This is a genomic window from Caulobacter endophyticus (assembly GCF_003116815.1).
In the GTDB taxonomy this organism is placed as follows: domain Bacteria; phylum Pseudomonadota; class Alphaproteobacteria; order Caulobacterales; family Caulobacteraceae; genus Caulobacter; species Caulobacter endophyticus.
Window position 1 is genome coordinate 95,975 of the sequence record NZ_QDKQ01000011.1, and the last position, 26,133, is coordinate 122,107.

Annotated in this window: 26 protein-coding genes; 19 read left to right on the forward strand and 7 right to left on the reverse strand. The window is 69.1% G+C overall.

The window, feature by feature from the left end; translation table 11 throughout:
* The first annotated feature begins 64 nt into the window (after positions 1-64).
* The 4 genes from ptsP to DDF67_RS01490 all read left to right on the forward strand — a co-directional run bounded on the left by ptsP (position 65) and on the right by DDF67_RS01490 (position 5,438).
* Positions 65-2,329, forward strand: coding sequence for a phosphoenolpyruvate--protein phosphotransferase (gene ptsP / locus DDF67_RS01475; protein ID WP_109099195.1), 2,265 nt, complete (start codon positions 65-67; stop codon positions 2,327-2,329).
* Positions 2,330-2,485: 156 nt separating this feature from the next.
* The gene (locus tag DDF67_RS01480) at positions 2,486-3,559 is read left to right on the forward strand and encodes a helix-turn-helix domain-containing protein (protein WP_109099196.1); all 1,074 of its coding nucleotides are present in this window, start codon (positions 2,486-2,488) and stop codon (positions 3,557-3,559) included.
* Between the two features lie 72 nt (positions 3,560-3,631).
* Positions 3,632-4,771 (forward strand): flavodoxin-dependent (E)-4-hydroxy-3-methylbut-2-enyl-diphosphate synthase, encoded by a 1,140-nt coding sequence (ispG, locus tag DDF67_RS01485; protein WP_109099197.1) that lies wholly within the window; start codon positions 3,632-3,634, stop codon positions 4,769-4,771.
* A gap of 97 nt (positions 4,772-4,868) precedes the next feature.
* On the forward strand, positions 4,869-5,438 hold the full coding sequence (locus DDF67_RS01490) for a YajG family lipoprotein (RefSeq protein WP_158277970.1): 570 nt from the start codon (positions 4,869-4,871) through the stop codon (positions 5,436-5,438).
* A gap of 69 nt (positions 5,439-5,507) precedes the next feature.
* Here the strand turns inward: DDF67_RS01490 and DDF67_RS01495 are convergent, their stop codons facing one another.
* Both DDF67_RS01495 and DDF67_RS01500 read right to left on the reverse strand, forming a co-directional pair.
* Complete coding sequence (locus DDF67_RS01495; protein WP_109099199.1) at positions 5,508-5,990, reverse strand: hypothetical protein; 483 nt, start codon at positions 5,988-5,990, stop codon at positions 5,508-5,510.
* Between the two features lie 119 nt (positions 5,991-6,109).
* Positions 6,110-7,492: an aminotransferase-like domain-containing protein gene (locus DDF67_RS01500; protein ID WP_109099200.1), complete on the reverse strand. Its 1,383-nt coding sequence runs from the start codon at positions 7,490-7,492 to the stop codon at positions 6,110-6,112.
* A gap of 96 nt (positions 7,493-7,588) precedes the next feature.
* Here DDF67_RS01500 and DDF67_RS01505 point away from each other — a divergent pair, with 96 nt between their 5' ends.
* The 4 genes from DDF67_RS01505 to prfA all read left to right on the forward strand — a co-directional run bounded on the left by DDF67_RS01505 (position 7,589) and on the right by prfA (position 10,926).
* Positions 7,589-8,257 (forward strand): LysE family translocator, encoded by a 669-nt coding sequence (locus DDF67_RS01505; RefSeq protein ID WP_109099201.1) that lies wholly within the window; start codon positions 7,589-7,591, stop codon positions 8,255-8,257.
* 59 nt (positions 8,258-8,316) lie between these two features.
* Entirely contained in the window at positions 8,317-8,793 is a 477-nt protein-coding gene (locus tag DDF67_RS01510) for a molybdopterin-dependent oxidoreductase (protein ID WP_109099202.1), read from the forward strand.
* A 116-nt stretch (positions 8,794-8,909) separates the two neighbouring features.
* Positions 8,910-9,752, forward strand: coding sequence for an alpha/beta hydrolase (locus DDF67_RS01515; protein ID WP_109099273.1), 843 nt, complete (start codon positions 8,910-8,912; stop codon positions 9,750-9,752).
* Between the two features lie 112 nt (positions 9,753-9,864).
* The gene (prfA, locus tag DDF67_RS01520; protein ID WP_109099203.1) at positions 9,865-10,926 is read left to right on the forward strand and encodes a peptide chain release factor 1; all 1,062 of its coding nucleotides are present in this window, start codon (positions 9,865-9,867) and stop codon (positions 10,924-10,926) included.
* 145 nt (positions 10,927-11,071) lie between these two features.
* Here the strand turns inward: prfA and DDF67_RS01525 are convergent, their stop codons facing one another.
* Together DDF67_RS01525 and DDF67_RS01530 are read right to left on the reverse strand one after the other, a co-directional pair.
* Entirely contained in the window at positions 11,072-11,596 is a 525-nt protein-coding gene (locus tag DDF67_RS01525) for a GNAT family N-acetyltransferase (RefSeq protein ID WP_109099204.1), read from the reverse strand.
* Positions 11,597-11,643: 47 nt separating this feature from the next.
* Positions 11,644-12,885 (reverse strand): YihY/virulence factor BrkB family protein, encoded by a 1,242-nt coding sequence (locus DDF67_RS01530; RefSeq protein WP_109099205.1) that lies wholly within the window; start codon positions 12,883-12,885, stop codon positions 11,644-11,646.
* Positions 12,886-12,971: 86 nt separating this feature from the next.
* Between DDF67_RS01530 and DDF67_RS01535 the strand changes: the two genes are divergently transcribed.
* Entirely contained in the window at positions 12,972-13,736 is a 765-nt protein-coding gene (locus tag DDF67_RS01535; protein ID WP_109099206.1) for an MOSC domain-containing protein, read from the forward strand.
* A gap of 3 nt (positions 13,737-13,739) precedes the next feature.
* Here the strand turns inward: DDF67_RS01535 and DDF67_RS01540 are convergent, their stop codons facing one another.
* Both DDF67_RS01540 and DDF67_RS01545 read right to left on the reverse strand, forming a co-directional pair.
* On the reverse strand, positions 13,740-14,030 hold the full coding sequence (locus tag DDF67_RS01540; protein WP_109099207.1) for a type II toxin-antitoxin system RelE/ParE family toxin: 291 nt from the start codon (positions 14,028-14,030) through the stop codon (positions 13,740-13,742).
* On the reverse strand, positions 14,027-14,290 hold the full coding sequence (locus DDF67_RS01545) for a type II toxin-antitoxin system ParD family antitoxin (protein ID WP_109099208.1): 264 nt from the start codon (positions 14,288-14,290) through the stop codon (positions 14,027-14,029). Before DDF67_RS01545 ends, DDF67_RS01540 begins: the two co-directional genes overlap by 4 nt.
* A gap of 100 nt (positions 14,291-14,390) precedes the next feature.
* Here DDF67_RS01545 and prmC point away from each other — a divergent pair, with 100 nt between their 5' ends.
* The 8 genes from prmC (at position 14,391) to DDF67_RS01585 (ending at position 23,461) form a co-directional block, all read left to right on the forward strand.
* Positions 14,391-15,260, forward strand: a complete 870-nt coding sequence (prmC, locus tag DDF67_RS01550) for a peptide chain release factor N(5)-glutamine methyltransferase (protein WP_109099209.1) — start codon at positions 14,391-14,393, stop codon at positions 15,258-15,260.
* A 252-nt stretch (positions 15,261-15,512) separates the two neighbouring features.
* Positions 15,513-16,628: a DUF4167 domain-containing protein gene (locus DDF67_RS01555; protein WP_109099210.1), complete on the forward strand. Its 1,116-nt coding sequence runs from the start codon at positions 15,513-15,515 to the stop codon at positions 16,626-16,628.
* A 74-nt stretch (positions 16,629-16,702) separates the two neighbouring features.
* A complete protein-coding gene (locus DDF67_RS01560; RefSeq protein ID WP_109099211.1) occupies positions 16,703-17,734 on the forward strand; it encodes a sensor histidine kinase in 1,032 nt (343 codons plus the stop codon).
* The gene (locus tag DDF67_RS01565; protein ID WP_109099212.1) at positions 17,734-18,072 is read left to right on the forward strand and encodes a response regulator; all 339 of its coding nucleotides are present in this window, start codon (positions 17,734-17,736) and stop codon (positions 18,070-18,072) included. The genes DDF67_RS01560 and DDF67_RS01565 overlap by 1 nt, the downstream gene beginning before the upstream one ends.
* 62 nt (positions 18,073-18,134) lie before the next feature.
* The gene (locus DDF67_RS01570; RefSeq protein WP_109099213.1) at positions 18,135-18,728 is read left to right on the forward strand and encodes a DUF4893 domain-containing protein; all 594 of its coding nucleotides are present in this window, start codon (positions 18,135-18,137) and stop codon (positions 18,726-18,728) included.
* Positions 18,729-18,930: 202 nt separating this feature from the next.
* On the forward strand, positions 18,931-19,680 hold the full coding sequence (locus DDF67_RS01575; protein ID WP_109099214.1) for a M48 family metallopeptidase: 750 nt from the start codon (positions 18,931-18,933) through the stop codon (positions 19,678-19,680).
* 186 nt (positions 19,681-19,866) lie between these two features.
* Positions 19,867-22,452 carry an ATP-dependent chaperone ClpB gene (gene clpB, locus DDF67_RS01580; RefSeq protein WP_109099215.1) on the forward strand — a complete coding sequence of 862 codons (2,586 nt, stop codon included), beginning with the start codon at positions 19,867-19,869 and terminating at the stop codon, positions 22,450-22,452.
* A 460-nt stretch (positions 22,453-22,912) separates the two neighbouring features.
* Complete coding sequence (locus DDF67_RS01585) at positions 22,913-23,461, forward strand: OmpA family protein (RefSeq protein ID WP_233247499.1); 549 nt, start codon at positions 22,913-22,915, stop codon at positions 23,459-23,461.
* Between the two features lie 120 nt (positions 23,462-23,581).
* On the opposite strand, the gene DDF67_RS01590 is transcribed toward DDF67_RS01585, so the two are convergent.
* Positions 23,582-24,058: a tRNA (cytidine(34)-2'-O)-methyltransferase gene (locus DDF67_RS01590; protein WP_109099217.1), complete on the reverse strand. Its 477-nt coding sequence runs from the start codon at positions 24,056-24,058 to the stop codon at positions 23,582-23,584.
* Between the two features lie 203 nt (positions 24,059-24,261).
* Here DDF67_RS01590 and petA point away from each other — a divergent pair, with 203 nt between their 5' ends.
* Both petA and DDF67_RS01600 read left to right on the forward strand, forming a co-directional pair.
* A complete protein-coding gene (gene petA / locus DDF67_RS01595) occupies positions 24,262-24,807 on the forward strand; it encodes a ubiquinol-cytochrome c reductase iron-sulfur subunit (protein WP_109099218.1) in 546 nt (181 codons plus the stop codon).
* A 5-nt stretch (positions 24,808-24,812) separates the two neighbouring features.
* Positions 24,813-26,132, forward strand: coding sequence for a cytochrome b (locus tag DDF67_RS01600; protein ID WP_109099219.1), 1,320 nt, complete (start codon positions 24,813-24,815; stop codon positions 26,130-26,132).
* Position 26,133: the final 1 nt, after the last annotated feature.

Genomic DNA, 26,133 nt, shown 5'->3' on the forward strand with positions numbered 1-26,133 from the left:
TAGCGCCCATGACAGGACGACGCGCTTGCCCGCGTCGGAACCAAGGGAGCGCACGACAGGCGACATGGCAGGCCCCGGCATCGCCGTTCGAGGACCCAGAAGCCTGCTTCGCCAGATTCGCGAGGCCATGGCCGGCGGCGGACCCGCCCAGGCCAAGCTCGACATGGTGGTGCGCACCATCGCCATCTCGATGGTGGCCGAAGTCTGCTCGATCTATCTGCGCCGCGCTTCCGGGGATCTGGAGCTGTTCGCCACCGAAGGCCTGTCGCGCGACGCCGTCCACGTGACGCGGATGAAGCCGGGCGAGGGCCTAGTCGGCGAGACCATGCGCCTGGGTCGCCCGCTGAACCTGTCGGACGCCGCCAGCCACCCGCAGTTCTCGTACCGTCCGGAAACGGGCGAGGATCCCTATCACGCCTTCCTGGCCGTGCCGCTGCTGCGCGGCGGCCGGGCGATCGGCGTGCTCGTCGTCCAGAACCGCACCGAGCGGGTCTATGAGGACGAGGAGGTCGAGGACCTGCAGATCATCGCCATGGTGCTGGCCGAAATGGTCAGTTCTAGCGAGCTGCTGGGCGCCGACGAACTCAAGGACGTCGAGCTGGCCCCGCACAAGCCAGAGCGCCTGAAGGGCTCGCGCTTCGCGGAAGGTCTGGCTTATGGCGTGGCCGTGCTGCACGAGCAGCCCGTGGCCCCCGAGCAGTTGCTGTCGGACGACGCCCTGGCCGAGGAGGCGCGGCTCAAATACGCCGTCGAGGCCCTGCAGACCCAGATCGACGAGATGCTGGAGGGCCAGCATGGCCTGGTCGGCGCTTCGTACGAGGTGCTCGAGACCTACCGCATGTTCGCCCACGACCGGGGCTGGAACCGCAGTCTGGAAGAGGCCGTGCGCTCGGGTCTGACCGCCGAGGCCGCCGTCGAGCGCGTGCGCTCGGAGCACCGCGCGCGCCTGGGCCAGGCCCGCGACCCCTATCTGCGCGAGCGGCTGCACGACCTGGAAGACCTGAACGACCGGCTGCTGCGCCACCTGTCGGGCGACGTCCACGCCGTGCGCCAGCTGCCCGAGGACGCGATCCTGATCGCCCGGAACCTGGGTCCCGCCGACCTGCTGGAATACGACCGCACCAAGCTGAAGGGCATATTGCTCGAAGAGGGCAGCGCCGCCAGCCATGCCGGCATCGTGGCCCGGGCGCTGGATATCCCGTGCGTGGGCCGCCTGGCCGGCCTGCGCGACCGGGTCAGCGAGGGCGACCCCGTGGTCGTCGACGCCGAGACGGCCGAGGCCTGGCTGCGGCCGCGCCCCGACGTGGTCAAGGCGCTGAAGGCCCGGATGGAGGTCCGCGCCCAGCGCAAGGCCGAGTTCGCCCGCCTGCGCGACACGCCGGCCTTCACCCGCGACGGCTCGAAGATCACCCTGCTGATGAACGCTGGCCTGGCCGTCGACCTCGACATCCTGGGCGAGACGGGGGCGGAGGGCATCGGCCTGTTCCGCACCGAGTTCCAGTTCATGGTCGCCGAGGAAATGCCCCGGCTGGAGGCTCAGACTTCGCTCTACGAGAAGGTGCTGGAGGCGGCCGACGGCATGCCGGTGACCTTCCGCACGCTCGACCTCGGCGGCGACAAGCTGCTGCCGTACATGGAGCTGGAGCGCGAGGACAATCCGGCCCTGGGCTGGCGCGCCGTGCGCATGGGCCTGGACCGTCCGGCCCTGCTGCGCCTGCAGATCCGCGCCCTGATCAAGGCCGCCAACGGCCGCGAGCTGCGGATCATGTTCCCGCTGGTGGCCAATGTGGACGAGTTCCGCGCCGCCCGCGCCTTCGTCGACCAGGAAGTGGCCTGGGCCCTGAAACGCGGCCGGCCCGCGCCCGCCCGCCTGGACGTCGGCGCGATGGTCGAGGCCCCGTCGCTTCTGTGGCATTTGGACGCGCTGCTGCCGATGACCGACTTCGTGTCGGTGGGCACCAACGACCTGATGCAGTACCTGTTCGCCGCCGACCGGGGCAATCCACGGGTGTCGGACCGCTACGATCCGCTGTCGCCGGCGGCCCTGCGGGCGCTGAAGACCATCCAGCAGGCCTGCGAGGATACCGGCACGCCGGTGTCGGTGTGCGGCGAGATGGCGGGGCGCCCGCTGGAGGCCTTCGCCCTGGTGGCCTTGGGTTTCGATCGCCTGTCCATGCCGCCCGCCGGCATCGGTCCGGTCAAGCAGATGGTGCTGTCGTGCGATCGCGAGGCGGCCAGGCGCAATGTCGAGGCCCTGCTGAAGGGGTCGGGCGGTTCCCTCAGGGGCGAGATCGAAACCTTGGCCAGGAAGCTTTATGTCGCCATCTAGACTGACGGCCGGTTAACCTTGCGGCCAAGTTTAGCTCATTGAATCCGGCCACTTACTTTGATATCCACAATTCAATGTTAACGAATGCCGACTAGGGTCGGCGCATATCGGTCGGACTCTCGTGCGACGCGAATTTTCTGGGGTGATCTGTTCGTCATGCCGCTCGACACGGGCACGGTGAGCCATCTGAGTCTGGTCGCCGAAGGCGATCGTGACGACACGGCCGCGCCGCCGGCGCAGCCGTCGGTCGACCATGGCGTCGATCTGGGCGAGGCCCTGCGCGCCGCCCGCCTGTTCCATGGCATGACCCTGCAGGACGTGGCCGACGCCACGCGCATCCGCCAGGCCTATATCGAGGCCCTGGAGGACATGCGGCTGGACGAGCTGCCGTCGCGTCCGTTCACCATCGGCTACATCAAAGCGGTGGCCGGCCTGCTGCGCCTGGATCCCGAGGCGGCCGTGGCCCGCTTCAAGCTGGAAGCCCACGACGACGCCGAGCCGCTGCGCGCGCCGATCGGCGTGCATCGCCAGCGCGATCCGCGCCTTGGGCTGCTGCTGGCCGGCGGCCTGCTGGTCGGCGGCGCCATCGTGCTGTGGAATGTCGCCCAGCGCGCCATGACCCACGACGCCGAGCCCAAGGCCCAGGTGGCCTCGCAAGCCCCGCCCGCCGCTCCGGCGACGACGGCGGTCGCGGCCCAGGCCGGCGGCGCGGTGTCGCTGGGCGCGCCGCTGCCGGCGCCGGCCGAATCGACCACGCCCGCGCCCTATGTGACCCCCGGCCTGGAAGCCGCCGCCGCCGCCGGCGGTTCGGCCGACGCCGTGGCCGCCGCCGCCAAGGCCCGCAAGGAAGCCGAGGCCCAGGCCGCCCCCGAGGCGATCGCCAACCTGGGCGCGCCGTTCAAGGGCAAGGGCGCGATGTACGGCGCGGCTCCGGCCGATTCGACGGGCGTGATCCTGCAGGCCCGGAAGTCGACCTCTCTGACGGTGCGCGGCGCCGACGGCGCGGTCCATTTCACCCGCTGGCTGTCGGCCGGCGACGCCTTCCGCATCCCGCGCACCCCCGGCTTGGTGGCCGACGTCTCCGAGCCGACCTCGATCGACGTTTTCACCGGCGGCGTGCTGACCGGCCGCCTGTCGGCCCCGCAGACCACGCTGGCCAAGCTGGTTCCGGCGCCCGCGCCGGCCAAGCCGGTCGCCGCGCCCGCAACCGCGACGACGCCCCGACGCTGATCGGGCCCAAAGGCGTCACGAAGCTTCCGTGACGCCCTTGGGTTCCTTCGCCAAACCCCTTAGATTGGCGCCATGGCCGCAGACCACACCCACGTCCGTCCCTGGCGCATGATCGAGCGTCGCAAGTCGCGGAAGATTCGCGTCGGCAGCGTGGAGGTCGGCGGCGATGCGCCGATCTCGGTGCAGTCGATGACCAACACCCTGACCAGCGACGCCGCCGCGACGCTGACCCAGATCCGCCAGCTGGAGGAGGCGGGCGCCGATATCGTGCGCGTGTCGTGCCCCGACGTGGAAAGCACCGAGGCCTTCAAGATCATCGCCCGCGAGGCGAAGGTCCCGCTCGTGGCTGACATCCACTTCCACTACAAGCGCGGCATCGAGGCGGCCAAGGCGGGCGCGGCCTGCCTGCGGATCAATCCGGGCAACATCGGCAGCCCCGACCGCGTGCGAGACGTGGTCAACGCCGCCAAGGATCACGGCTGCTCGATCCGCATCGGCGTCAACGCCGGTTCGCTCGAACGCGAATTGCTGGAGCGCTACGGCGAGCCGTGCCCCGAGGCCATGGTCGAGAGCGCGCTGAACCACGCCAGGATTCTGCAGGATCACGATTTCCACGAGTTCAAGATCTCGGTGAAGGCGTCCGACCCGTTCCTAACCGTGGCGGCCTACCAGCAGCTGGCCGAGGCCATCGACTGCCCGCTGCACCTTGGCGTCACCGAGGCCGGGGCCCTGCGCACCGGCACCGTCAAGAGCGCCATCGGCATGGGCTCGATGCTGTGGGCCGGCATCGGCGACACCATCCGCGTCTCGCTGGCCGCCGATCCGGTGGAAGAGATCAAGGTCGGCTTCGACATCCTGAAGTCGCTGGGCCTGCGCCACCGTGGCGTCAACATCATCGCCTGTCCGTCCTGCGCGCGTCAGGGCTTCAACGTCATCAAGACGGTGGAGCAGCTGGAAGAGCGCCTGGCGCACATCTCCACGCCCATGTCGCTGTCGATCATCGGCTGCGTGGTCAACGGCCCGGGCGAGGCCCTGATGACCGATATCGGCTTCACCGGCGGCGGGGCCGGGGCGGGCATGATCTACATGGCCGGCAAGCCCGATCACAAGCAGTCCAACGACGGCATGATCGACCATATCGTCGAGCTGGTGGAGAAGAAGGCGGCCGAGCTGCAGGCCGCCAAGGACGCCAAGGCTATCGCGGCGGAGTAGTTTCTCGCCGCAAGCTTGACTTATGCGCGCGTCCCTCGGAAAGGTCGCGAACCGGCGATAGCGCCGTTACGTGTTCTGGGGGCTCTACCATATGAGAATGCTTGCGATCGTCGCGCTGGCCGCGACCCTGACGGCGTGCGCCACGACCGAGGAGATCGTGCCGATCCCGTACGCGCCGGCCGAGGTCGCCGCCGTGCCGGGCGCCGAATCGATCCAGGTCACCGTCGTCGCCGTCGACGCCCGCACCACCAACCGCCAGCGTATCTCGACCAAGATCAATGGTTACGGCATGGAGATGGCGCCGATCCGCTCGAAGGAAGAGGTCGCCGACGTCGTGCGCGACGCCCTGTCGGCCGAGCTGAAGAAGCGCGGCTACGGTCTGGGCTCGGGCGGGCCGAAGGTCGAAGCCAAGGTCGTGACCTTCTACAGCAAGTTCGGCGTCGGCATCCTGGCCGGCAAGTCGGACGCCAATGTCGACCTGACGGTCACCGTCACCTTGGCCGGCGGCGAGACGCTCTACACCCGCGAGCTGAAGGGCAAGGCCAACAAGGCCGTGCAGATCGCCGGGGGCAAGAACGCCGCCGCGACCCTGAGCGCGGCGCTGGCCGACGACTTCAAGACCCTGTTCGCCGACGAGGCGTTCACCAAGGCCCTGGCCGCCAGGTAAGGTCCGGCGTCCAGGCAAAGAAGAAGGGCGGGCCCGGCAGGATCCGCCCTTCGACGTTCCGGCTCAGGCTCAGCGCTTGATGAAGGCGCGCTTGCAGATCTCGTCGCCGAAGCCCGACGACAGCTGCTCCTCGGCCTGCGACATGGCCGCCGCGGCGATCAGGCCGCCGCCGCCCGTCGAGCGGGTGATCTCGTAGTCGGCGACGACCTTGTCGCTTTCCGGGTCGACCAGCTTGGCCACGCCGACCATGTTGTTCGACGAGCCGACCAGCACGGTCATGGCCGCGTTGGCCTTCTTCAGGTTGGTGATCTCGACCTTCAGCAGCAGGGGCTTTTCGCCCTTGGCGCACTTGGCCAGCTTCTCGCCGACCCTGGTCTTGAAGACCGTCTCGAACTGTTCGCTGGCGCCGGTCGGGGTGTTGACCGTGATGTCCTTGACGAAGGCGGTCTTGGAGATGTCGGACGGGATCTGAGTAACGGTGTCGCCGCCGCTCGTGCTGACGCAGGCGGTCGTGAGCGAGGCCATGGCGGCCACCAGGAAGATACGACGCATTTCGGCTCCATAGGATGTGAACCGGCTGGAACTCAGCCCCCACGTGCGGAGCCATAGCAAAGCCATCGGTTGAATGGCAGAGCTTTGTTCCGCGAAAGGGTTGAGTTCACGACACCGTCTCAGATCACCGGGCGGGAGCGCTCGTCCACGTCGGTCAGGGCGGCGGCGACGATGCGCAGGCCGGCCTCCAGTTCGGCGCGGTCACCGGCCGCGCCCAGGGCCAGGCGCACGCCGGTGACGAGGCCCGGCTCGACGATCGGGGCGGCTGGCGGGGTGACCTCGGCCCCGCCGCGCAGGGCCCGCCCGGCCAGGCGCTCGGCCTCCAGTTCGCTCATCGGCAGCCACAGGTGCGGAACGGTGGGCGAGGCGGGAGGGGAAAGGGCGTCGTCCAGGATCGACCGGGCCAGGGCGACGCGGGCGGCGGTCTCCTCGCGAATCTCGGCCAGGATGGCGTCGGCCGTGCCGTCCTCGATCCACTGGCCGGCGATCAGCATGCCAAAGCCCGGCGGGGCATAGGCGATGGCGCGCATTGTGTCGAGGATCCGCTCCAGGGCCGCCTCGCTGGGCGCCAGCACGAAGCCCGCGCGCAGGCCCGGGGCCAGGGTCTTGGACACGCCCGAGACGTGGAAGGTGCGCTCGGGCGCCAGCACGGCCAGGGGCGGCGGCGCGCCGGGGGCGTAGGCGCCGTAGATATCGTCCTCGATCAGGATCAGGTCCAGGCGGCGGGCGAGGGCGATGATCGCCTCGCGCCGGGACAGCGACATGATCCGGCCGGTGGGATTTTGCAGGGTGGGCAGCAGGGCGACGACCTGGGCGCCGGTGCGGCGGGCGGCTTCTTCCAGCGCCTCGGGAATCAAGCCCTCGTCGTCCATGGCCACGCCCTGCAGGCGGTAGCCGGCGTGGGTCGCGAGCGCCTTTACGCCGTGGAAGGTCGAGGCCTCGCACAGCACCGTCTCGCCGGGGCGGACGGCCGCGCCGAAGGCCAGGGCCAGGCCCTGCTGGGCGCCGGCGCAGCAGACCAGGCGCGTCCAGTCGGCGCTCTCGAAGCCGGCGCTGCGGGCCAGCCACGCGGCGGCCGCGCGGCGATGTCGCTCCAGCCCGGCGGCGGGAGCGTAGTCTAGATGGTCGGCGAGGTCGGGACGGCGGCGCAGGCGCTGCAGGGTGTCGCCGATCACCCGGGCGGCCGGCCAGTTCAGGGCGACGTTCTGGGCCAGGTTGATCGGACCTTCCCGCCGACGGGGGCCGGCGATGGCGCCCGGGGCGTTGACGAAGCTGCCGCGCCCCACATGGGCGCTGACCAGCCCCGCCTTCTCGGCCTCGACATAGGCGCGGGTGACGGTGCCCAGGCCCAGGCCCAGGCGATGGGCCAGGTCGCGCTGCGGCGGCAGGCGGGTTCCCGCTGGCAGGGCGCCGGATTCGACGTCGGCGCGCAGGGCCTCTACCAGCCGCTCATAGATCGGGGCGCCGCCGTCGGGCAGGGCGGGGGTCCAGGGAGCGGTCATCGGCGCGGTCCGGCTACATTGTCACTGTATCAATATAAGTTTTGACTCATGTATCAATCGAAATCATCACCGTGACATTCCGCCAGGGAGGTCCCGATGACGCCGCAACTGATCCTCGCCTTCATGCTGTTCGCCTTCGCCACGGCCGGCACGCCGGGTCCCAACAACATGATGCTGCTGGCCTCGGGGGCGAACTTCGGCTTCCGCCGTACGATCCTGCACATCCTGGGGATCAGCCTGGGTCTCGGCGTCATGGTGCTGGCCATGGGCTTTGGCCTCGGCGGCGTGTTCAAGGCCTGGCCGGTGCTGCACGAGATCCTGCGCTGGGCGGGCGCGGCCTACATGCTGTGGCTGGCCTGGAAGATCGGCACGGCCAGGGGGATTTCCGACCGCGAGGCGGGCGGCAGGCCGATGGGCTTCTGGGCCGCGGCGGCCTTCCAGTGGGTCAACCCCAAGGCCTGGGCCATGGCGCTGGGCGCGGTGACCACCTACGCGCCGGAGGGGGGCGGGGTCATGGTGGTGCCGCTGCTGGCGGGCCTGTTCATGCTGGTCGGCGCGCCGTGCAGCGCCGCCTGGGCGGGCTTCGGCATGGCCCTGCGGCGCTTCCTCGACCGGCCGGCGATCCTGCGCACGTTCAACGTGACCATGGCCGTGCTGCTGGTCGCCTCGCTCTATCCCACCCTGTTCGGCGGCCACTCGCCCAAGACCCCGCCGAGCGACCTGGCCCAGGCTTCCAAGCCGCTAGTGTTCGGCTGGCGGGGTTGAGACTTGCGCCGATGGGGGCGGGGGAGTCAGATCGCGCGGCCGTTCACGGAGCCTCTTCCATGCGTCTCGCCGCCGCCATCGCCGCAACCATCCTGGCGCTCGCCCCCGCCGCCTTCGCTCAGGACCTCAAGGTCACGGTGCAGGGGCGCGACAGCATCGTCCTGACCCCCGCCGACCTCGCCGCCCTGCCGCGCGCCAGGGCGACCATGGTCGAGGGCGGCAAGAGCGCGGTCTACGAGGGCGCGCTGCTGAACGCGGCGCTCGTCCAGGCCGGCGTCGTGCATGGCGACCGGCTGATGGGGCGCTATCTGAACCAAGTGGTGCTGGTGAAGGCCGCCGACGGCTACGTCTCGATCCTGTCGCTGGCCGAGACGGACCCGTTCTACCGGACCAATCCCGTGGTCATCGCCGACCGCAAGAACGGCGCGCCGCTGGACGCCCGCGAGGGGCCCTACCGCGTCGTGGTGGACGGCGACCTCAAGCCGTCGCGCTCGGCGAGGCAGGTGACGACGATCGAGGTCAAGCCGGCCTTCTGAGCCTGGACAATCGGCGAGGCAGGTGACGACGATCGAGGTCAAGCCGGCCTTCTGAGCCTGGACAATCGACGCGAACCGACGAAGCGTACCCGCTAGACGATCATGTGGGGCTTTTCGTGACCAAGCTTATCCTCAACCGCCGCGGCCTGCTGGCCGCGACCCTGGCCTTCGCCGCGACGCCTTTGCTGGCGCGCGCCGCGACGGCGACCTCGAACACCACCCTCAAGGTCGGCGGCCGCGACGTCGAGCTGACCATCCTGCGTCCCGACGCGCCCAAGGGGATCATCATCTTCTCGCACGGGGCGGGCGGCTGGCCGGCGCACTATCAGGCGCTGCTCGACCTGTGGACGGGAGCCGGCTTCATGATCGTCGCGCCGCTGCATGTCGACTCCCAGAAGCACCCCAAGCGCGCCGACTACGACCTGCGCGCGGCCTTCCCGCTGCGCCTGGCCGACCTGGCGGCCGCCACCGATTACGCCGAAAAGGCCGCGCCCGGCCTGCCGATGGCCTCGGCCGGCCACTCCTATGGTTCGCTGATGTCGCTGATCCGCGCCGGGGCCATGGAGGGGATGATCCCGGCCCAGGATCCCCGGACCAAGGCCGCCCTGTGCTTTTCCAGCCCCGGCGTCATCAAGGGGCTGGTGGGGCCGACCTCTTACGCCAGCGTCAAGAAGCCGGTGCTGATGATCACCGGCGACCAGGACGTGCTGCCCGGCATGATCGCCGACTGGCATGAGCACCTCTATCCGTTCGAGACCAGTGCGCCGGGCGAGAAGTATCTGTGGGTCGGCAAGGGGATCGGCCATGGCCTGGCCTATCACCCCGAGGCGCCGGGCTTTAACGAGGCCTCGGCCCTCAGCGTGGCCTTCCTGAAGGCCAAGGTGCTGGGCGACAAGGCCGCCGAGGCGGTGCTGGCCGCGCAGGGCTCGACCCCGCTGGCGGACTGGAAGGCGCGCTAGCGTCGAAAGCGGATGCTTTCCCGGATACGGGCGAGCATCCGCCTCCATTCCATTCCCCCCCGAAAAGGCCTAGAGAGACCGGCCCCATCCCTCAGCCGTGCGATCTCTTCCCTTGCGACTGCCCCAGGCCCGCCTCGACCAGGTTCTCGACCGTTTCCGCGAAGTGGAGGCCCGCATGGGCGCGGCCACCGATGGCGGCGAGATCGTCAAGCTCTCCAAGGAGCACGCCGAGCTGCGTCCCGTGGCCGAGGCCGTCGAGCGCCTGGCCAAGCTGAGCGCCGAGCGCGCCGAGCTGGACGAGATGGCCGCCGATCCCGAGATGGCCGCCATGGTGCGCGACGAGATCGTCGCCCTGGACGAGAAGCTGCCGGTCATGGAGCGGGAGCTGGCCCTGATGCTGGCGCCCAAGGACAAGGACGAGAACGCCTCGGCCATCCTGGAAGTGCGCGCCGGCACCGGCGGCGACGAGGCCGCCCTGTTCGCCGGCGACCTCTTTCGCATGTACCAGCGCTACGCCCAGAACCAGGGCTGGCGCGTCGAGGTCGACAGCATCTCCGAGGGCGAGATGGGCGGCTTCAAGGAAATCATCGCCTCGATCACCGGCGACGGCGTGTTCGGCCGGCTGAAGTTCGAGAGCGGCGTGCACCGCGTGCAGCGCGTGCCCGAAACCGAGGCGCAAGGGCGCATCCACACTTCGGCCGCCACCGTGGCGGTGCTGCCCGAGGCCGAGGACGTCGAGATCGAGATCAAGGAAAGCGATCTGCGGATCGACACCTACCGCTCGTCCGGCGCCGGCGGCCAGCACGTCAACAAGACCGACTCGGCCGTGCGCATCACCCACCTGCCCACCGGCGTGGTGGTGACCTCTTCGGAAAAGAGCCAGCACCAGAACCGCGCCCGGGCCATGAAGAACCTGAAGGCCCGGCTCTACGACATGCAGCGCGAGGCCCTGGACACCGCCCGCTCGGACGCCCGCAAGAGCCAGGTCGGCAGCGGCGACCGGTCCGAGCGCATCCGCACCTACAACTTCCCGCAAGGCCGGGTGACGGATCACCGGATCAACCTGACCCTGTACAACCTGACCAAGGTGATCGAGGGCGAGGCCTTGGACGACGTCATCAACCCGCTGATCGCCGAGGACCAGGCGGCAAGGCTCGCGAGCCTGGAAGATTAAGGTCGAAGATCCTCCCCCACTGGGGGAGGTGGCCCGGAGGGCCGGAGGGGGGACGTTTTCAGCTTCCGCTGAAGCAGCCCCCTTCGTGGCGACTTGCCTCTCCGTCGCCTTTGACGACACCTCTCCCTTCAGGGAGAGGGTCTCGTCAGATGGATTTCTCCATCACCACGAAGCTCAGGTCATCCCGCAGCGGCTTGCCGAAACGGTCGTCGCCGTGGGGGAAGGGGCGGGTCTCGCCGGTGAGGGCGTAGCCGCGGCGCTGGTACCAGGCGATCAGGGTGTCGCGGATGTGGACCACGGTCATCTGCATGCGGTCCGCGCCGCGTTCCTTGGCGTAGGCCTCGCCGGCGGCCAGCAGGGTGCGGCCCATCTGCCGGTCTTGAAGGTCTGGACGGATCGTCAGCATGCCCAGGTACCAGACGCCGGCCTGCGCCGGTTCAAGCCACACGCAGCCCAGAATGGGCCCCTCTGCTTCGTCGCGGGCGGTTAGGATCAGGGCGTCGGGCGACGCCGCCAGGTCGGCTTGCAGGCTTTCAAGGTCGATGCGCTGGCCGTCGATATAGCCCGCCTCGGTGGTCCAGCCGGCCTGGGCCCCCTGCCCGCGATAGGCGGAGTTGACCAGGGCGACGAGGGCTTCGTGTTCGGACGGAGCGGCGGGGGCGAAGATCATGGCGGCAAGCTAAGCCATGCGTCGCGCGCGGCGCCAAGCGATCAGGCTTAAGGCGGCGGCGTCTTCTTGCCCAGGCGCGTGGCCTGGCCCCAGTAGCGGCCGCCGATCCGCTTCACCGTGCCCGCCTCGCGCTTGATCATCTCCCAGGGGTGGAAGGCCAGCCCCACCGTGTCGGCCATGGCCGCGCCGCGCGCGCCCATCGGCTTTTCGGGGCCGGTGGTGGAGTCGTGGGCGGTCTGGTGCTCGATCTCGGCGTTGAGCTCGGCGCCGACCAGCACGGTCATGATCGAGAACCATACCCAGACCATGAAGGCGATCACCGCCCCCAGCGGCCCGTAGGTGGCGTCGTAGTGGGCGATGCGGTTGACGTAGATCGAAAAGCCCAGCGAGCCCACCAGCCAGGCGGCCGCGCCGAACAGCGCTCCCAGCACCACCCAGCGCCAGCGCGGCCGCGTCCGGCAGGGGGCGAACCGGTAGAGCATGGCGAAGGCCAGGGCCGTGACCAGCCAGACGGCCAGCCAGCGCAGCGGGATCCAGAAGGCCGAGATCGCGCCCAGGCCTACCTGCTCCAGCACGATCGGCATGGCGATCAGCACCGCGGCGATGAACACCGCATAGAGCAGGGCGCACAGGGTGAAGCCGTAGGTGAGGGCGGTCTTGGAGACGAAGTTGCGCTTCTCGTCTTCGTCATAGGCCACGTTCAGCCCGTCGAAGAGCGCCTTCATGCTGGCGTTGGCGCTCCAGATCGACAGCAGCAGGCTGACCACGAAGGCCACGCCCAGCTTGCCGCCCTCCTGGCCGGCCAGGCGCAGCATCTGCTCGCCGACGATCTGGACGACGCTGGCCGGAAACACCGTGGCCATCTCCTGCAGTTGCTTCTCCACCGCCGCCACGTCGGCGAACAGGCCGTACAGCGAGACGAAGGCGCCGATGGCGGGGAACAGAGCCAGCAGGGTGTAGAAGGTGACGCCTCCGGCCACCGAGGGCAGCTTGTCGACGCTGATCTCGCGGGCTGTGCGCCATAGGATGTCGCGCCAGCCCAGCAGGGGGATGCCGTGCGGATGGCGGGCGGCGCGGCCGCGGCGGGGCTCGGCCTGGTCGAATTCGTGCGGCGGCATGGTCCGGTCTTCCGACAGGCCCGGCGGCGGCGCATGCGGTTCGACCTGGGGCTCCAGGCGCTTGGGGAAGGCGAAGGGCGCGACCGCCAGCAGCAGGATCCACGGCGCCAGGTGATAGGGCCGCGAGGCCAGCCACGACCTTACGGGGCGTCGCGGCGTGGTGTCGGTCATGAGCGGGCCTCCCTGCTGGTCAAATCCGTCAGGCCGTCCGGTGTTCCCGTCTTGCAAAGCTGCACCGCCGTGATCACCTTGCCGCCATGCAAGCCCAGGTCGCCTCGCTCTATCGCCATCCCGTCAAGGGGTTCACGCCCGAGCGCCTGGAGACGGCGACGCTGCAGGCCGGCGCCTGCTTTCCCTGCGACCGGCTCTATGCGGTCGAGGACGGCCCCAGCGGCTTCGACGCCGCCGCGCCGGGGCACCTGTCGAAAATGAAGTTCACGGTGCTGGCCAAGATCCCGGCCGTCGCCAGGGCGCGCACCGCCTATGACGAGGCGACCGGCGTGCTGACCGCCTCGGCCGAGGGGCTGGCGCCCTTCGTGGGCGATCTCTCGGGCGACGAAGGCCGGCGCGGCTTCGAGGCCTGGCTGGCGGCCCTGCTGGGCGACGATATCAAGGGCCCGCTGCGGGTGCTGGAAGGACCGGGCGCGCACCGGTTCATGGACAGCAAGTCCGGCTTCGTCTCGATCGTGAACCTGGCCAGCGTGCGCGACCTCGCCGAAAAGATCGGCCGCCCCATCGATCCCCTGCGCTTCCGCGCCAACCTCTATGTCGAGGGCTGGCCGGCCTGGGCCGAGAACGGCTGGACCGGCCGGACGGTGCGGGTGGGCGGGGCCACCGCGCAGGTGCTGAAGCCGATCGTCCGCTGCGCCGCCACCCACGTCGACCCGGTCACCGCCGAGCGCGACATCGAGGTGGTGAAGGCCCTGTTCGACAACTACGGCCACATGTTCTGCGGCATCTATCTCGACGTCACCGAAGGCGGCGCGGTGGGGCAGGGCGACGCGGTGGTGGTGGTGGAGTAGGTCCTAGAGACGGGACCCGGGGTCCATCTGCTGGTGCAGTATGCGGACGACCTCGATGCCCCGGTCGGCGAGGCGATAGTAGATCATGTGGGAGCCGCTCGGATGGCGGCGATAGCCATCCCGAACGTGGCCGCAGGCTTCGCCGAGCGAGGGGCCGGCGGCGAGGCGTTTCAGGAGCTTGTTCAGGCCGCTGGCGTAATCGTCGGCGCGCTTGGCGCCCCAGCGGTCGTGCGAATAGTTCCAGATGTCGCGGAGATCCTTCCTGGCCAGTGGTCGGAAGGCGAGGCGGCTCACGGCTTGGCGGACCCGCGCGAGGCTTGTTCGTCGTGCATCTCGGCGATGAATTCCTCGAAGTCGAAGTCCTCGGCGAACCCGCTCGCCTCGCCTTCGGCCAGGGCGTTGCGCAGCGCGTCGAGCTTGGTCTCGTGCTCTTCCAGCATTCGCAGGCCGGCGCGGATGACGTCGCTGGCCGAGCCGTAGCGGCCTTGCGCCACCTGGGCTTCGATGAATTCCTGGAAGTGAGGCCCGAGGCTGACCGAGGTGTTCTTGCTCATAGCAGGCTCCTACAAGCCACAGCATACCAATTATTGGTATCCATCCGCAATCTCGCCCTCGACCTCGCACTCGTCGCCGCGACGCGCTATTGGAGCCGCCATGACCCTCACCCTCGTCAAAGCCTGGAACGGCGCCAAGGAGCGCCTGAAGGAAGCCGGCATCGACCAGCCCGCCATCGACGCGCGCCTGATGCTTGAAGTCGCCGCCGGCGTCAGCCGCACGGACATCATCACCGACCCCTATCGCGAGCTGACCGCCGAGCAGGTCGCCACGCTGGACGAGTACCTGGAGCGCCGCGCCCGCCGCGAGCCGGTCAGCCACATCATCGGCCGCAAGGGCTTCTGGAAGATCCTGCTGTCGGTGACCAAGGACGTCCTGACCCCGCGTCCGGAGACCGAGGTCATCGTCGACGAGGTGCTCAAGGCCTTCCCCGAGACCATGGCCTTCAACCTGCTGGACCTGGGCGTCGGCTCGGGCTCGATGCTGATGGCCATCCTGGCCGAGCGCCCGGCCGCCAAGGGCCTGGGCATCGATATCTCCGAAGAGGCCCTGGCCGTGGCGCGCGAGAACGCCGCCAACCTCGACCTCGACGGCCGCGTCGCGCTGATGCGCGGCGACTGGACGACGGGCCTGGGCGACGCCTCGTTCGACGTCGTGGTCTCCAACCCGCCCTACATTCCCACCGCCGACATCGACACCCTGGAGCCGGAAGTGCGCGACCACGAGCCGCGCCTGGCCCTGGACGGCGGCGCCGACGGCCTGACCGCCTATCGCGCCCTGGCGCCCGAGATCCTGCGGGTGCTCAAGCCTGGCGGCCTGTTCTGCGTCGAGATCGGTTTCGATCAGTCGGCGGACGTCGAGATCCTGTTCAAGGCGGCCGGTGCCCAGAACGTCCGGACGGTCAAGGACCTGTCTACCCACGACCGCGTTGTCACGGGCTTCAAAAACCCCTTGGAAACGTCGGCGTGAGGCGGTAGACGAAAAGGGTCTCCTTCCAAATCGCCGGGTGACGGGAAGAGCGGTCGTTTCGACGATCGCCAGACGCATCCGGCAGGCGCGAACGGCCGACGAGGCCGAAAGCCGCGCCCGATCCGGACGGAGACTCTACGGAAACCCAGGTCTCAAGAACATCGAAGGCGAGCCCGAGACGGGCGCACCCAGTCTCAAGAGACCGAATACCGATCGGGCTAAAGTGTCCCGATCGGACAGGTTCAGAAGAAGATGAGAGATTTCAAGGGCATGAAGCGCCAGCGTGGCCGCAACAACCGCGGGGGCGGTGGTGGCAAGCCGCAGCAGCACAACGCCAACCGGGCCTTCGATTCGAACGGTCCGGATGGCGTGAAGGTCCGCGGCGCGGCCCAGAGCGTCTATGAAAAGTACCAGCAGCTGGCCCGCGACGCCTCGTCGTCCGGCGACCGGGTGCTGGCCGAGAACTACTTGCAGCACGCAGAGCACTACTTCCGCGTCCTGCGCGCCATCCAGCCGAATCGTCCGGTCAGCGACATCATCGGCAAGGACGCCTACTCGGCCTACGAGATCGACTTCGAAGCCGAGCCGGAAGAGGCCCCCGAGGCCCCGCCGGCCGCCGAGACGCCCGCCGAGGGCGCTGAAGGCGGCGAGGGCGGCGAAGGCCAGGGCGAGCAACGCCGTGACCGCAACCGCGACCGCTTCGAGAACCGCGACCGTGACCGCAACCGCGATCGCGACCGTGACGGTCAGCAGGGCGAAGGCCGCCGCGACCGCTGGCGCGACCGCGACGATCGCGACCGCAACCGTGATGACCGCCCTCGTGACGATCGTCCCCGCGATGATCGTCCCCGTGACGACCGGCCGCGCGAAGAGCGCTTCCGCGACCGTGACGACCGTCCCCGTGATGATCGCCCGCGCGACGACCGTCCCCGGGAAGAGCGTCAGCCGCGCGAGGACCGCCCGGCGGCCGAAGGCGGCGAGTTCCAGGGCGAGGCCCGCGAAGGCCGCCGCTCGCGCCGCGACCGGGATCGTGACCGCAACCGCGATCGCGACCGCAGCGAGCGCGATCCGCTGGCCGTGATCGAGCCGGAAGCCGGTCCGCTGGGCGGCGAAGCGCAGGCGACCGAAAGCTCGCCGGTGCTGCGCGGCCAGGACGGCGCCGTCAGCCACGCTCCGGCGTTCCTGGGCCGCAAGTCCGAACCCAAGCCGGCCCCCGAGCCGAAGACCGAAACCGCTCCGGCGGCCGAGACCCCCGCCGCCCCGGCCCCCGAGGCCGCCGGCGAAGAGGTCAAGAAGCCCCGTCGTCGCCGCGCCCCGCGCAGCTTCGAAGGCGGCGACGCCCCGGCTTCAGAGCCGGAAGACGCCTGAGGTCATCCGCCGCGAGGACTTGGCGGCGGATCAACCCATAGGCTAGGCTCTCCTGGACCACAGGAGAGCCAGCCATGGGCGGGCGTGGAACACAGTCCGGCGGAGCGGGCGACGAAGCCCGCTATCGCGCCATCGTCGACACGGCGGTGGACGCCATCGTCGTCATCGACGAGTACGGCCGCATCGAAGCCTTCAATCCGGCCGCCGAGCGACTGTTCGGCTATGCCGCGGCCGACATGATCGGCGGCAACGTCAACACCCTGATGCCCGAGCCGCATCACGGCGCCCACGACGGCTATCTCGACACTTACCGCCGCACCGGCGAGCGCCGGATCATCGGCATCGGCCGCGAGGTGTTCGGGCGGCGCCAGGACGGCACGACCTTTCCCCTCGAACTGTCCATCGCCGAGTGGCGCTCGGGCGACCGGCGCTTCTTCACCGGCGTCATGCGCGACGTCACCGAGCGCAAGCGGGCCGAGGAACTGCAGCGGCTGCTGGTCAACGAGCTCAATCACCGGGTCAAGAACACCCTGGCCACCGTGCAGTCGGTGGCCGGCCAGACCCTGCGCAACGCCGCCGACCTGGGCGACGCCCGCGAGTCGCTGACCACGCGCCTGCTGGCCTTGGCCCGGACCCACGACATTCTCACCCGTGAGGCGTGGGACGGCGCGGACCTGCACGACATCGTGGCGGGCCTGGTGGACTCCTATGGAGACGCCTCTCGCTTTGAACTGGCCGGGCCGCCGGTAAGGCTGTCGCCCAAGACCGCGCTGTCGCTGTCTCTGGCCCTGCACGAGCTGACCACCAACGCGGCCAAGTACGGCGCCCTGTCGCAATCGACCGGCCAGGTGCGGATCAGCTGGAGCCGGGAAGGCGAGGGCGACGACGAGCGGCTGCGACTGCGCTGGCAGGAGGCCGGCGGCCCTCCGGTGTCGCCGCCGGAACGCAAGGGCTTCGGCAGCCGCCTGATCACGCGCGGGCTGGCGCTGGAGCTCGACGGCGAGGCGGCGCTCGACTATCCGCCCGAGGGCGTGGTCTGCACCATCGTCGCCCGTATCCGCCGCCGCCCGGCGGCCCAGCCGGCGCCTGCCCGGGGAGCCGCCTGATGCGGGTGCTGATCGTCGAGGACGAGATCATGGTCGCCATGCTGGTCGAGGACCTGCTGACCGACCTGGGCTGCGACGTCACCGGCCCGGCGGTCTCGGCCGAGACGGCGGTGGAGGCCGCGCGGCGCGAGGTCGTCGACTTCGCCCTGCTGGACGTGAACCTGGACGGCGGCACCTCGTTCGCCGCCGCCGACGTGCTGCGCGAGCGCGGCGTGCCCTTCGCCTTCGTCACCGGCTACGGCGACCAGGGCGTGCGGCCGGACCTGCGCGACGTGCCGATCCTGGGCAAGCCGGTCGATCCCCGGCAGCTGGCGCGGACCATCGCCGCCGCCCGCTGAAGGCGAACCCTCCGGCGCCTGGCGAGTTATCTCGGCTCCTTCGACGTTCCCTGGAGCCGCCCATGCGCGCCGCCGCCGCTATCGCCCTGTCCCTCGTGGTCGCCACGCCCGTCCTGGCCGCCTCCGGCGACTGGCGGCGCGACGCGACCCGCGAGGACATCAACCGGATCGAGCGGCTGAATTCGGCCTGGGAAGGCGCGCTGTCCGAGGCGCGGCGCAGCGGCCACGCCCGCGAGCTGCGCGCCCTGGGCGTCTTGGTGGAGCCGCGCGCCGCCCTGCCTCGACCGCAGCCGACGCCCGGCAATTACCAGTGCCGCACGATCAAGCTGGGCAGCCAGGACGGCCGTGGCCTGCCCTACGTCGCCTACGGCTGGTTTCGCTGCCGGGTGCAGCTGACGCCTGGCGGCGACCTCTTGCTGGAGAAGACCAGCGGCTCGCAACGTCAGGCCGGCAACCTCTACCCCGACAGCGACCGGCGCCTGGTGTTCCTGGGTGCGGTGGCGTGGGGCGACCGCGAGGGCCGGGCGACCTACCGCCGCGATCCGCAGCGCGACCAGGCCGGAGTGTTCGAGCGCATCGGCCCCAACCGCTACCGCCTGGTCATGCCCTGGCCGCAGCAGGAGTCCAAGCTCGACATCCTCGAGTTGAAGCGTTGACGCCAAGACCCTCTCCCTCTGGGAGAGGTGTCCGCGAAGCGGACGGAGAGGGGAGGGGCTGATGACCTTCAAGCGCTCAGAAAGCTGGAAACGGCTCCCCTCCGGCCCTTTGGGCCACCTCCCCGGCAGGGGAGGATCTTGTTGCCAGTCCGCGTCCACGCGCCTTAAGTCGGGCCGTCGACAACAATAACGCGAGCCGCCCATGCGCCTTCGTCCGTCGCTGGTCCTGATCGCCGGCCTGATCCTTTCGGGCTGCGCCTACAACGCCGAGCTTGGCCGCGACCAGTTCGCCATGGTCGACGAGGCCAGCTTAGCGCGATCGGGCGAGCAGGCCTGGCAACAGACCCTGAGGACCAGCAAGATCTCGAAGGACGCGCGGATGAACGCCCGCGTCACCACGGTGGGCCAGCGGATCATTGAGGCCGCCGGCCTGGCCAACCGGCCCTGGGACTACGTGGTCTTCGACAACGACACCCCCAACGCCTTCGTGCTGCCGGGCGGCCATATCGGCGTCAATTCGGGGCTGGTGCGCCTTGTCGACAACGACGACCAGCTGGCCGCCGTGCTGGGCCACGAGGCCGCCCACGTGCTAGGCCGCCACGCCGCCGAGCGCTACTCGCAGCAGATGAGCACCCAGCTCGTCCTGGCGATCGCCCAAGCCGCCGCCGGCGGCGGCGGCAGCGACAGCGGCCGGGCCGTGGCCTCGCTGGGCGGGGCGGGGGCGCAGATGGGCTTCCTGCTGCCGTTCTCGCGCAGGCACGAACTGGAGGCCGATCGCATCGGCGTCGACATCATGCAGCGCGCCGGCTACCGCCCGCGCGAGGCTGTATCGCTGTGGCGCAAGATGCAGGCCCAAGGGGGCTCGGGGCGGCCCGAGTTCGCCTCGACCCACCCCTCGGACGCTACGCGCATCCAGGCCCTGGAAAACTATCTGGCAAGCCAGGGCTGGTGAGCCTTGTGTGGCTCTAGGGCCACACTACATCCCCTGACAGGTCGGGTCGTGCTCATCAGAGGCGGCCCGGAGCGCGCCAGGGTTAGGTGCTTTGCGGCTAACCCGTCCGGCGCGCTCCTAGACTTGGAAGCTGGAGCCTGCTTGGCAGGCTCTAGGCCTGATCCGCCTAGTGAAGGGGACGCTGACTTGAAGATCGACATCTATTCCGACCGCGCCAAGCAGGCCGTGCAGTCCGCGCAGAGCCTGGCCCTGGCTCGCGGTCACCAGCAGCTTGGGCCCGAGCACCTTCTGAAGGTGCTGCTGGAAGAAAAGGACGGGCTTTCGCGCACCATCATCGCCAATGCCGGCGGCCGCCCCGACGCGGCCGATGCGGCCGTGGACGCGATCCTGGCCAAGAACCCGCGCGTCGACGGCGCCGGCGGCCAGCTCTACATGAAGCCCGACACCGCCCGTGTCTTCGCGGCCGCCGAGGACGGCGCCAAGGAGGCCGGCGACGCCTTCGTCACCACCGAGCGCCTGCTCGTCGCCATCGCCAAGGACGGCGCCGAAAGCGCCAAGGCGCTGAAGGACGCCGGCGTCTCGGCCCAGAGCCTGGAGACCGCCGCCGCCGCCCTGCGCAAGGGCCGCACCGCCGACAGCGCCAACGCCGAGGAAGGCTATGACGCGCTCAAGCGCTACGCCCGCGACCTGACGGCTGCGGCGAGGGACGGCAAGATCGACCCGGTGATCGGCCGCGACGAGGAGATCCGCCGCACCATCCAGGTCCTTTCCCGCCGCACCAAGAACAACCCGGTGCTGATCGGCGAGCCGGGCGTGGGCAAGACCGCCATCGTCGAAGGTCTCGCGCAACGCATCGTCAACGGCGACGTGCCCGAAAGCCTGAAGGACAAGAAGCTCCTGTCGCTGGACATGGGCAGCCTGATAGCCGGCGCGAAGTATCGCGGCGAGTTCGAGGAGCGCCTGAAGGCCGTGCTGGCCGAGGTGACCGCGGCCGAAGGCTCGATCATCCTGTTCATCGACGAGATGCATACGCTGGTGGGCGCAGGCAAGAGCGACGGGGCGATGGACGCCTCCAACCTGCTGAAGCCCGCCCTGGCGCGGGGCGAGCTGCACTGCGTGGGCGCCACGACGCTGGACGAGTATCGCAAGCACGTCGAGAAGGACGCCGCCCTGGCGCGTCGCTTCCAGCCGGTGTTCGTGCAGGAGCCGACGGTGGAGGACACCGTCTCGATCCTGCGCGGCCTGAAGGAGAAGTACGAGGTCCACCACGGGGTGCGGATCAGCGACAGCGCCATCGTGGCCGCCGCGACGCTGTCCAACCGCTACATCGCCGACCGCTTCCTGCCCGACAAGGCCATCGACCTGGTCGACGAGGCGGCCAGCCGCGTGCGGATGGCCATCGACAGCAAGCCCGAAGAGCTCGACGAGATCGACCGCCGCCTGGTGCAGCTGAAGATCGAGCGCGAGGCGCTCTCGAAGGAAACCGACGCCGCCTCCAAACAGCGCCTGGAGAACCTGGAGGTCGAGATCGACGACCTGCAGTTCCGTTCCGACGAGATGACCGCCCGCTGGAAGGCCGAGAAGGACAAGGTCGGCGGCGCGGCCCAGGCCCGCGAGGCGCTGGACCGCCTGCGCGCCGATCTGGCCAACGCCCAGCGCGCCGGCGACTTCGCCCGCGCCGGCCAGATCCAGTACGGCGAGATCCCGGCGCTCGAAAAGCGCCTGGCCGACGCCGAGGCCGGCGAGAACGGCGACAAGGCCCTGACGCCGGAAGTCGTCGACGCCGAGCAGATCGCCGCCGTCGTCAGCCGCTGGACCGGCGTGCCGGTCGAGAAGATGCTGGAAGGCGAGCGCGAGAAGCTGTTGCAGATGGAGGTCGCCCTGCGCTCGCGCGTGGTCGGCCAGGACGAGGCCCTGGAAGCCGTGTCCGACGCCGTCCGCCGCGCCCGCGCCGGTCTGCACGATCCCACGCGGCCGATCGGCTCGTTCCTGTTCCTGGGCCCGACGGGCGTGGGCAAGACCGAGCTGACCAAGGCCCTGGCCGAGTTCATGTTCGCCGACGAGCATGCGATCACCCGCATGGACATGTCGGAATACATGGAAAAGCACTCGGTCAGCCGCCTGATCGGGGCGCCTCCCGGCTATGTCGGCTACGACGAGGGCGGGGCGCTGACGGAGGCTGTCCGTCGCCGTCCGTACCAGGTGGTGCTGTTCGACGAGATCGAGAAGGCCCACCCGGACGTCTTCAACGTGCTGCTGCAGGTGCTGGATGACGGTCGTCTGACGGACGGGCAGGGGCGGACGGTCGATTTCCGCAACACCCTGATCATCATGACCTCCAACCTCGGCGCCGAGTTCCTGGCCAATCAGGAGGACGGAGCCGACGTGGAAGAGGTGCGTCCGCTGGTCATGGCCACGGTGCGCGGCCACTTCCGTCCGGAGTTCCTGAACCGGATCGACGAGATCATCCTGTTCAAGCGGCTCGACCGCTCGAACATGAGCGACATCGTCCGCATCCAGCTGGGCCGGGTGGAGAAGCTGCTGGCCGACCGCCGCATGACCCTGGCGCTGGCGCCCGAGGCCCTGCAGTGGCTGGCCGACAAGGGCTACGACCCGGTCTATGGCGCGCGCCCCCTCAAGCGCGTGATCCAGAAGGAGCTGGTCGATCCGATCGCCCGCAGGCTGCTGGCCGGGGAACTGGAAGACGGCGGGGTGATCGCCGTCGGGGCCGACGATGGCGGCCTGTCCTTTGGCCGGGCGACCCTGCAGTAGGGCTCGCGTCCGAACCGACGAGAAACGCGCTCCGGTCGCCTGGGGCGCGTTTTTCGTTTGCGGTGGCGCGAAAGCTCCCTACATCTGCAGGGTGAGCCGGACGCGCGCGTTCGGACGCCGCTGCCGCCTGCGATTCCATCGCCGCGCGCCGGCCGGGCCGAACCGAGGGCCTTCGAGGCCTTCGCGCCCACCAAAAAATCCTCTTCGGACTGAAAATAATTCGTGGAACCAAAACCGGGTTCGAGCGATCGCGCGCGGTCAATAGAGTGACCGTGAACATTGAATTCAAGCGGCGCCAATCAAGACAAGAACACGCCTATTTTTCGCCTCTGTCACCTGACGGTTTCGTAATGCGAAAGCTGAACGACCCGGATGAGTTGGTAGGTCCAAGGTCAAGCTTTCTTGGATCAATGAGGAGAAGAAGCGAACAATGATCGGCCAAGTCAAAGGCAGCTTGAAGATGGCGACCGTTGTCGCGCTGGTGGCTGGGGGCCTGGCGGTCAGCGGCTGCGCGACGAAGAAGTACGTCAACACTCAGGTCGGAGCGGTGAACACGCGGGTGGACGGTCACGACACCCAGATCTCCGAACTCGACAAGACGTCCCGCGAAGCCCTCGATCGCGCGACTGCCGCCGGCAAGCTCGCCGAAGGCAAGTTCATGTATTCGATGGTCCTGTCGGACGATTCCGTGAAGTTCCCGACCGACCAGGACGCCCTGTCCCCCGAGGCTGAACAGCGCCTCGCGGATTTCGCGGCCAAGCTGAAGGAAGAGAACAAGAACGTGTACCTGGAGATCCAGGGCTACACCGACGCCACCGGCGAGGAAGGCTACAACGAAAAGCTCGGCCAACGCCGCGCCGACGCTGTCCGCAAGTTCCTCTCGCGTCAGGGCGTCGCCCTGAACCGCATGGCGACCATCTCGTACGGCGCGGAAGATCCCGTGGCCCCGAACGAGACCAAGGAAGGCCGGGCGCAGAACCGCCGGGTCGTGATCATGGTGCTGGCCTGATCCCCAAGGGTTAAGCCGCCGGGACGCCGAGCGCGGGCGAAGACTCCACACCTCGCCCGCCGCTGGCGGACCAGCGCCGATGGTTCAACTTGGGCGGTCCCGGAAACGGGGCCGCCTTTTTTACGTCTGCAGGGCTGCCAGCGACGGGAAGCCGCCCGTCTGGCGAAGGGCTTCGGCCAGGGCCATGCCGGCGGTCACCGACACGTTCAGCGAGCGGGCCTGCGGCCGAAGCGGGATCACCACCCGGGCGTCGACCGCGGCGTGGACTTCCTCGGGCGCGCCGCGACTCTCGTTGCCGAAAAGCAGGGTGTCGCCGGGCTGGAAGGCGAAGTCGTGGAAGGTCTGGTCGCCGCGGGTGGTGAACAGCACCAGGCGCCCGTGAGCGCGCTGCGGCGCCTGCAGGAAGGTTTCCCAGGAATCGTGGCGGGTGAGGTGCGCCAGCGGGCCGTAATCGAGCGCCGCGCGCTTCAAGCTCTTGTCGTCCAAGGGAAAACTGCAGGGCTCGATGACGTCCAGGCCCACGTCCAGGCAGGCGGAAAGCCGAATCGCCGCGCCCACGTTCTGGGGAATGCCGGGTTGAAAAAGCGCGAGACGCATTCTAACGAAACCAACCATGGGGCTAGTAGGGGCATTGCTGCACATCGAATAGGGCTTGCGAACTCTGTTCGCCCATCCGATAGGGAGCGTGCCCCTTGTGGCGAAGATCCGCTCGCGGGTCGAGGTAAAGATATCGCGCCGAATGGCGCATTTCCTGGTCTGGCCGTTCGCGCGGTTGGACGGATTTCGAAGGGTGGAACAAGGTGGCCGACACCGCCGTGGGCGCAAAGACCGAGTCTGGGTCCGATCCCAGCCGACGCGATTTCATTTACATTGCCGCGATCACCGCCGCCGCCGGCGGCGCAGCGGCGCTTGCCTGGCCGTTCATCGACCAGATGAATCCCTCTGCCGACACGCTGGCCCTGGCCTCGACCGAGTTCGACCTGACCAAGGTCGCCGACGGCCAGCAGGTGACGCTGAAGTGGCGGGGCAAGCCGCTCTTCGTGCGCAACCGCACCCCGGCCGAAATCCAGAAGGCGGTCGCCGACGACGGCGCGTCGATGAAGGATCCCCAGAAGGACGCCGACCGCGTGAAGCCGGGCAAGGCCCAATGGCTCGTGCTGATCGGTTCGTGCACTCACCTGGGCTGCGTGCCCACCTTCGGCGGCGGCGATTACGGCGGCTGGTTCTGCCCGTGCCACGGCTCGCACTACGACACGTCGGGTCGCATCCGTAAGGGTCCGGCCCCGCTGAACCTCGCGGTTCCGGAGTACGAGTTCCTGTCCGACACCAAGGTCAAGATCGGGTAAGCCAGATGAGCGGACATTCGACCTACCAGCCGAAGACCGGTTTCGAGCGCTGGCTCGACGCCCGTCTCCCGATCGTGCGCCTGGGCTACGACAGCTTCGTCGACTACCCCACTCCGCGTAACCTGAACTACTGGTGGACCTTCGGCGGCATCCTGTCGCTGTGCCTGGCCAGCCAGCTGATCACCGGCATCATCCTGGTGATGCACTACACGCCCAGCGCCGACCACGCCTTCGCCAGCGTCGAGCACATCATGCGCGACGTGAACTACGGCTGGCTGATCCGCTACATGCACGCCAACGGCGCGTCGATGTTCTTCATCGCCGTCTACGTCCACATGCTGCGCGGCCTCTACTACGGCTCGTACAAGGCGCCGCGCGAGGTGCTGTGGATCCTGGGCTGCGTGATCTACCTGCTGATGATGGCCACGGCCTTCATGGGCTACGTGCTGCCCTGGGGTCAGATGAGCTTCCACGGCGCCGTCGTGATCACCAACCTGTTCGGCGCCCTGCCGATCGTCGGCCCGTCGATCACCACCTGGCTGTGGGGCGGTTTCGCCGTCGACAACGCCACGCTGAACCGCTTCTTCTCGCTGCACTACCTGCTGCCGTTCATGATCGCGGGCGTCGTGATCCTGCACATCTGGGCGCTGCACGTGGTCGGCCAGAACAACCCCACCGGCGTCGAGCCCAAGTCGAAGGCCGACACCCTGCCCTTCACGCCGTACGCGACGGTGAAGGACGGCTTTGCGATGAGCGTCTTCCTGATCCTCTTTGCGACCTTCGTCTTCTACCTGCCCAACGCGCTTGGCCACGCCGACAACTACGTCGAGGCCAACCCGCTGGTGACGCCGGCCCACATCGTGCCCGAATGGTACTTCCTGCCGTTCTACGCGATCCTGCGCGCCGTGCCGGACAAGCTGATGGGCGTCCTGGCCATGTTCGGCGCCATCGCCTGCCTGTTCGCCCTGCCGTGGCTGGACACCTCCAAGGTGCGCTCGATGCGCTACCGCCCGACCGCGAAGCTCTATTTCATCATCTTCGTGGTGGCGTGCTGCATCCTGGGCCTCTGCGGCGCCAAGCTGCCGGACGATCCGGTGCTGGGTCACTTCAAGACCTTCACCCTGGGCGACGCCGACCTGAACAGCTTCGTGTGGCTGAGCCGCTTCGCCTCGCTCTACTACTTCGCGTTCTTCCTGGTGATCCTGCCGGTGCTGGGCCTGGTCGAGAAGACCCTGCCGGTGCCGGACTCCATCGCCTCGCCCGCCCTGTCGCACCCGGCCGCCGCGCCGGCCGAAGCGACCGCCGCGCCTGAAATGAAGGGCTGAT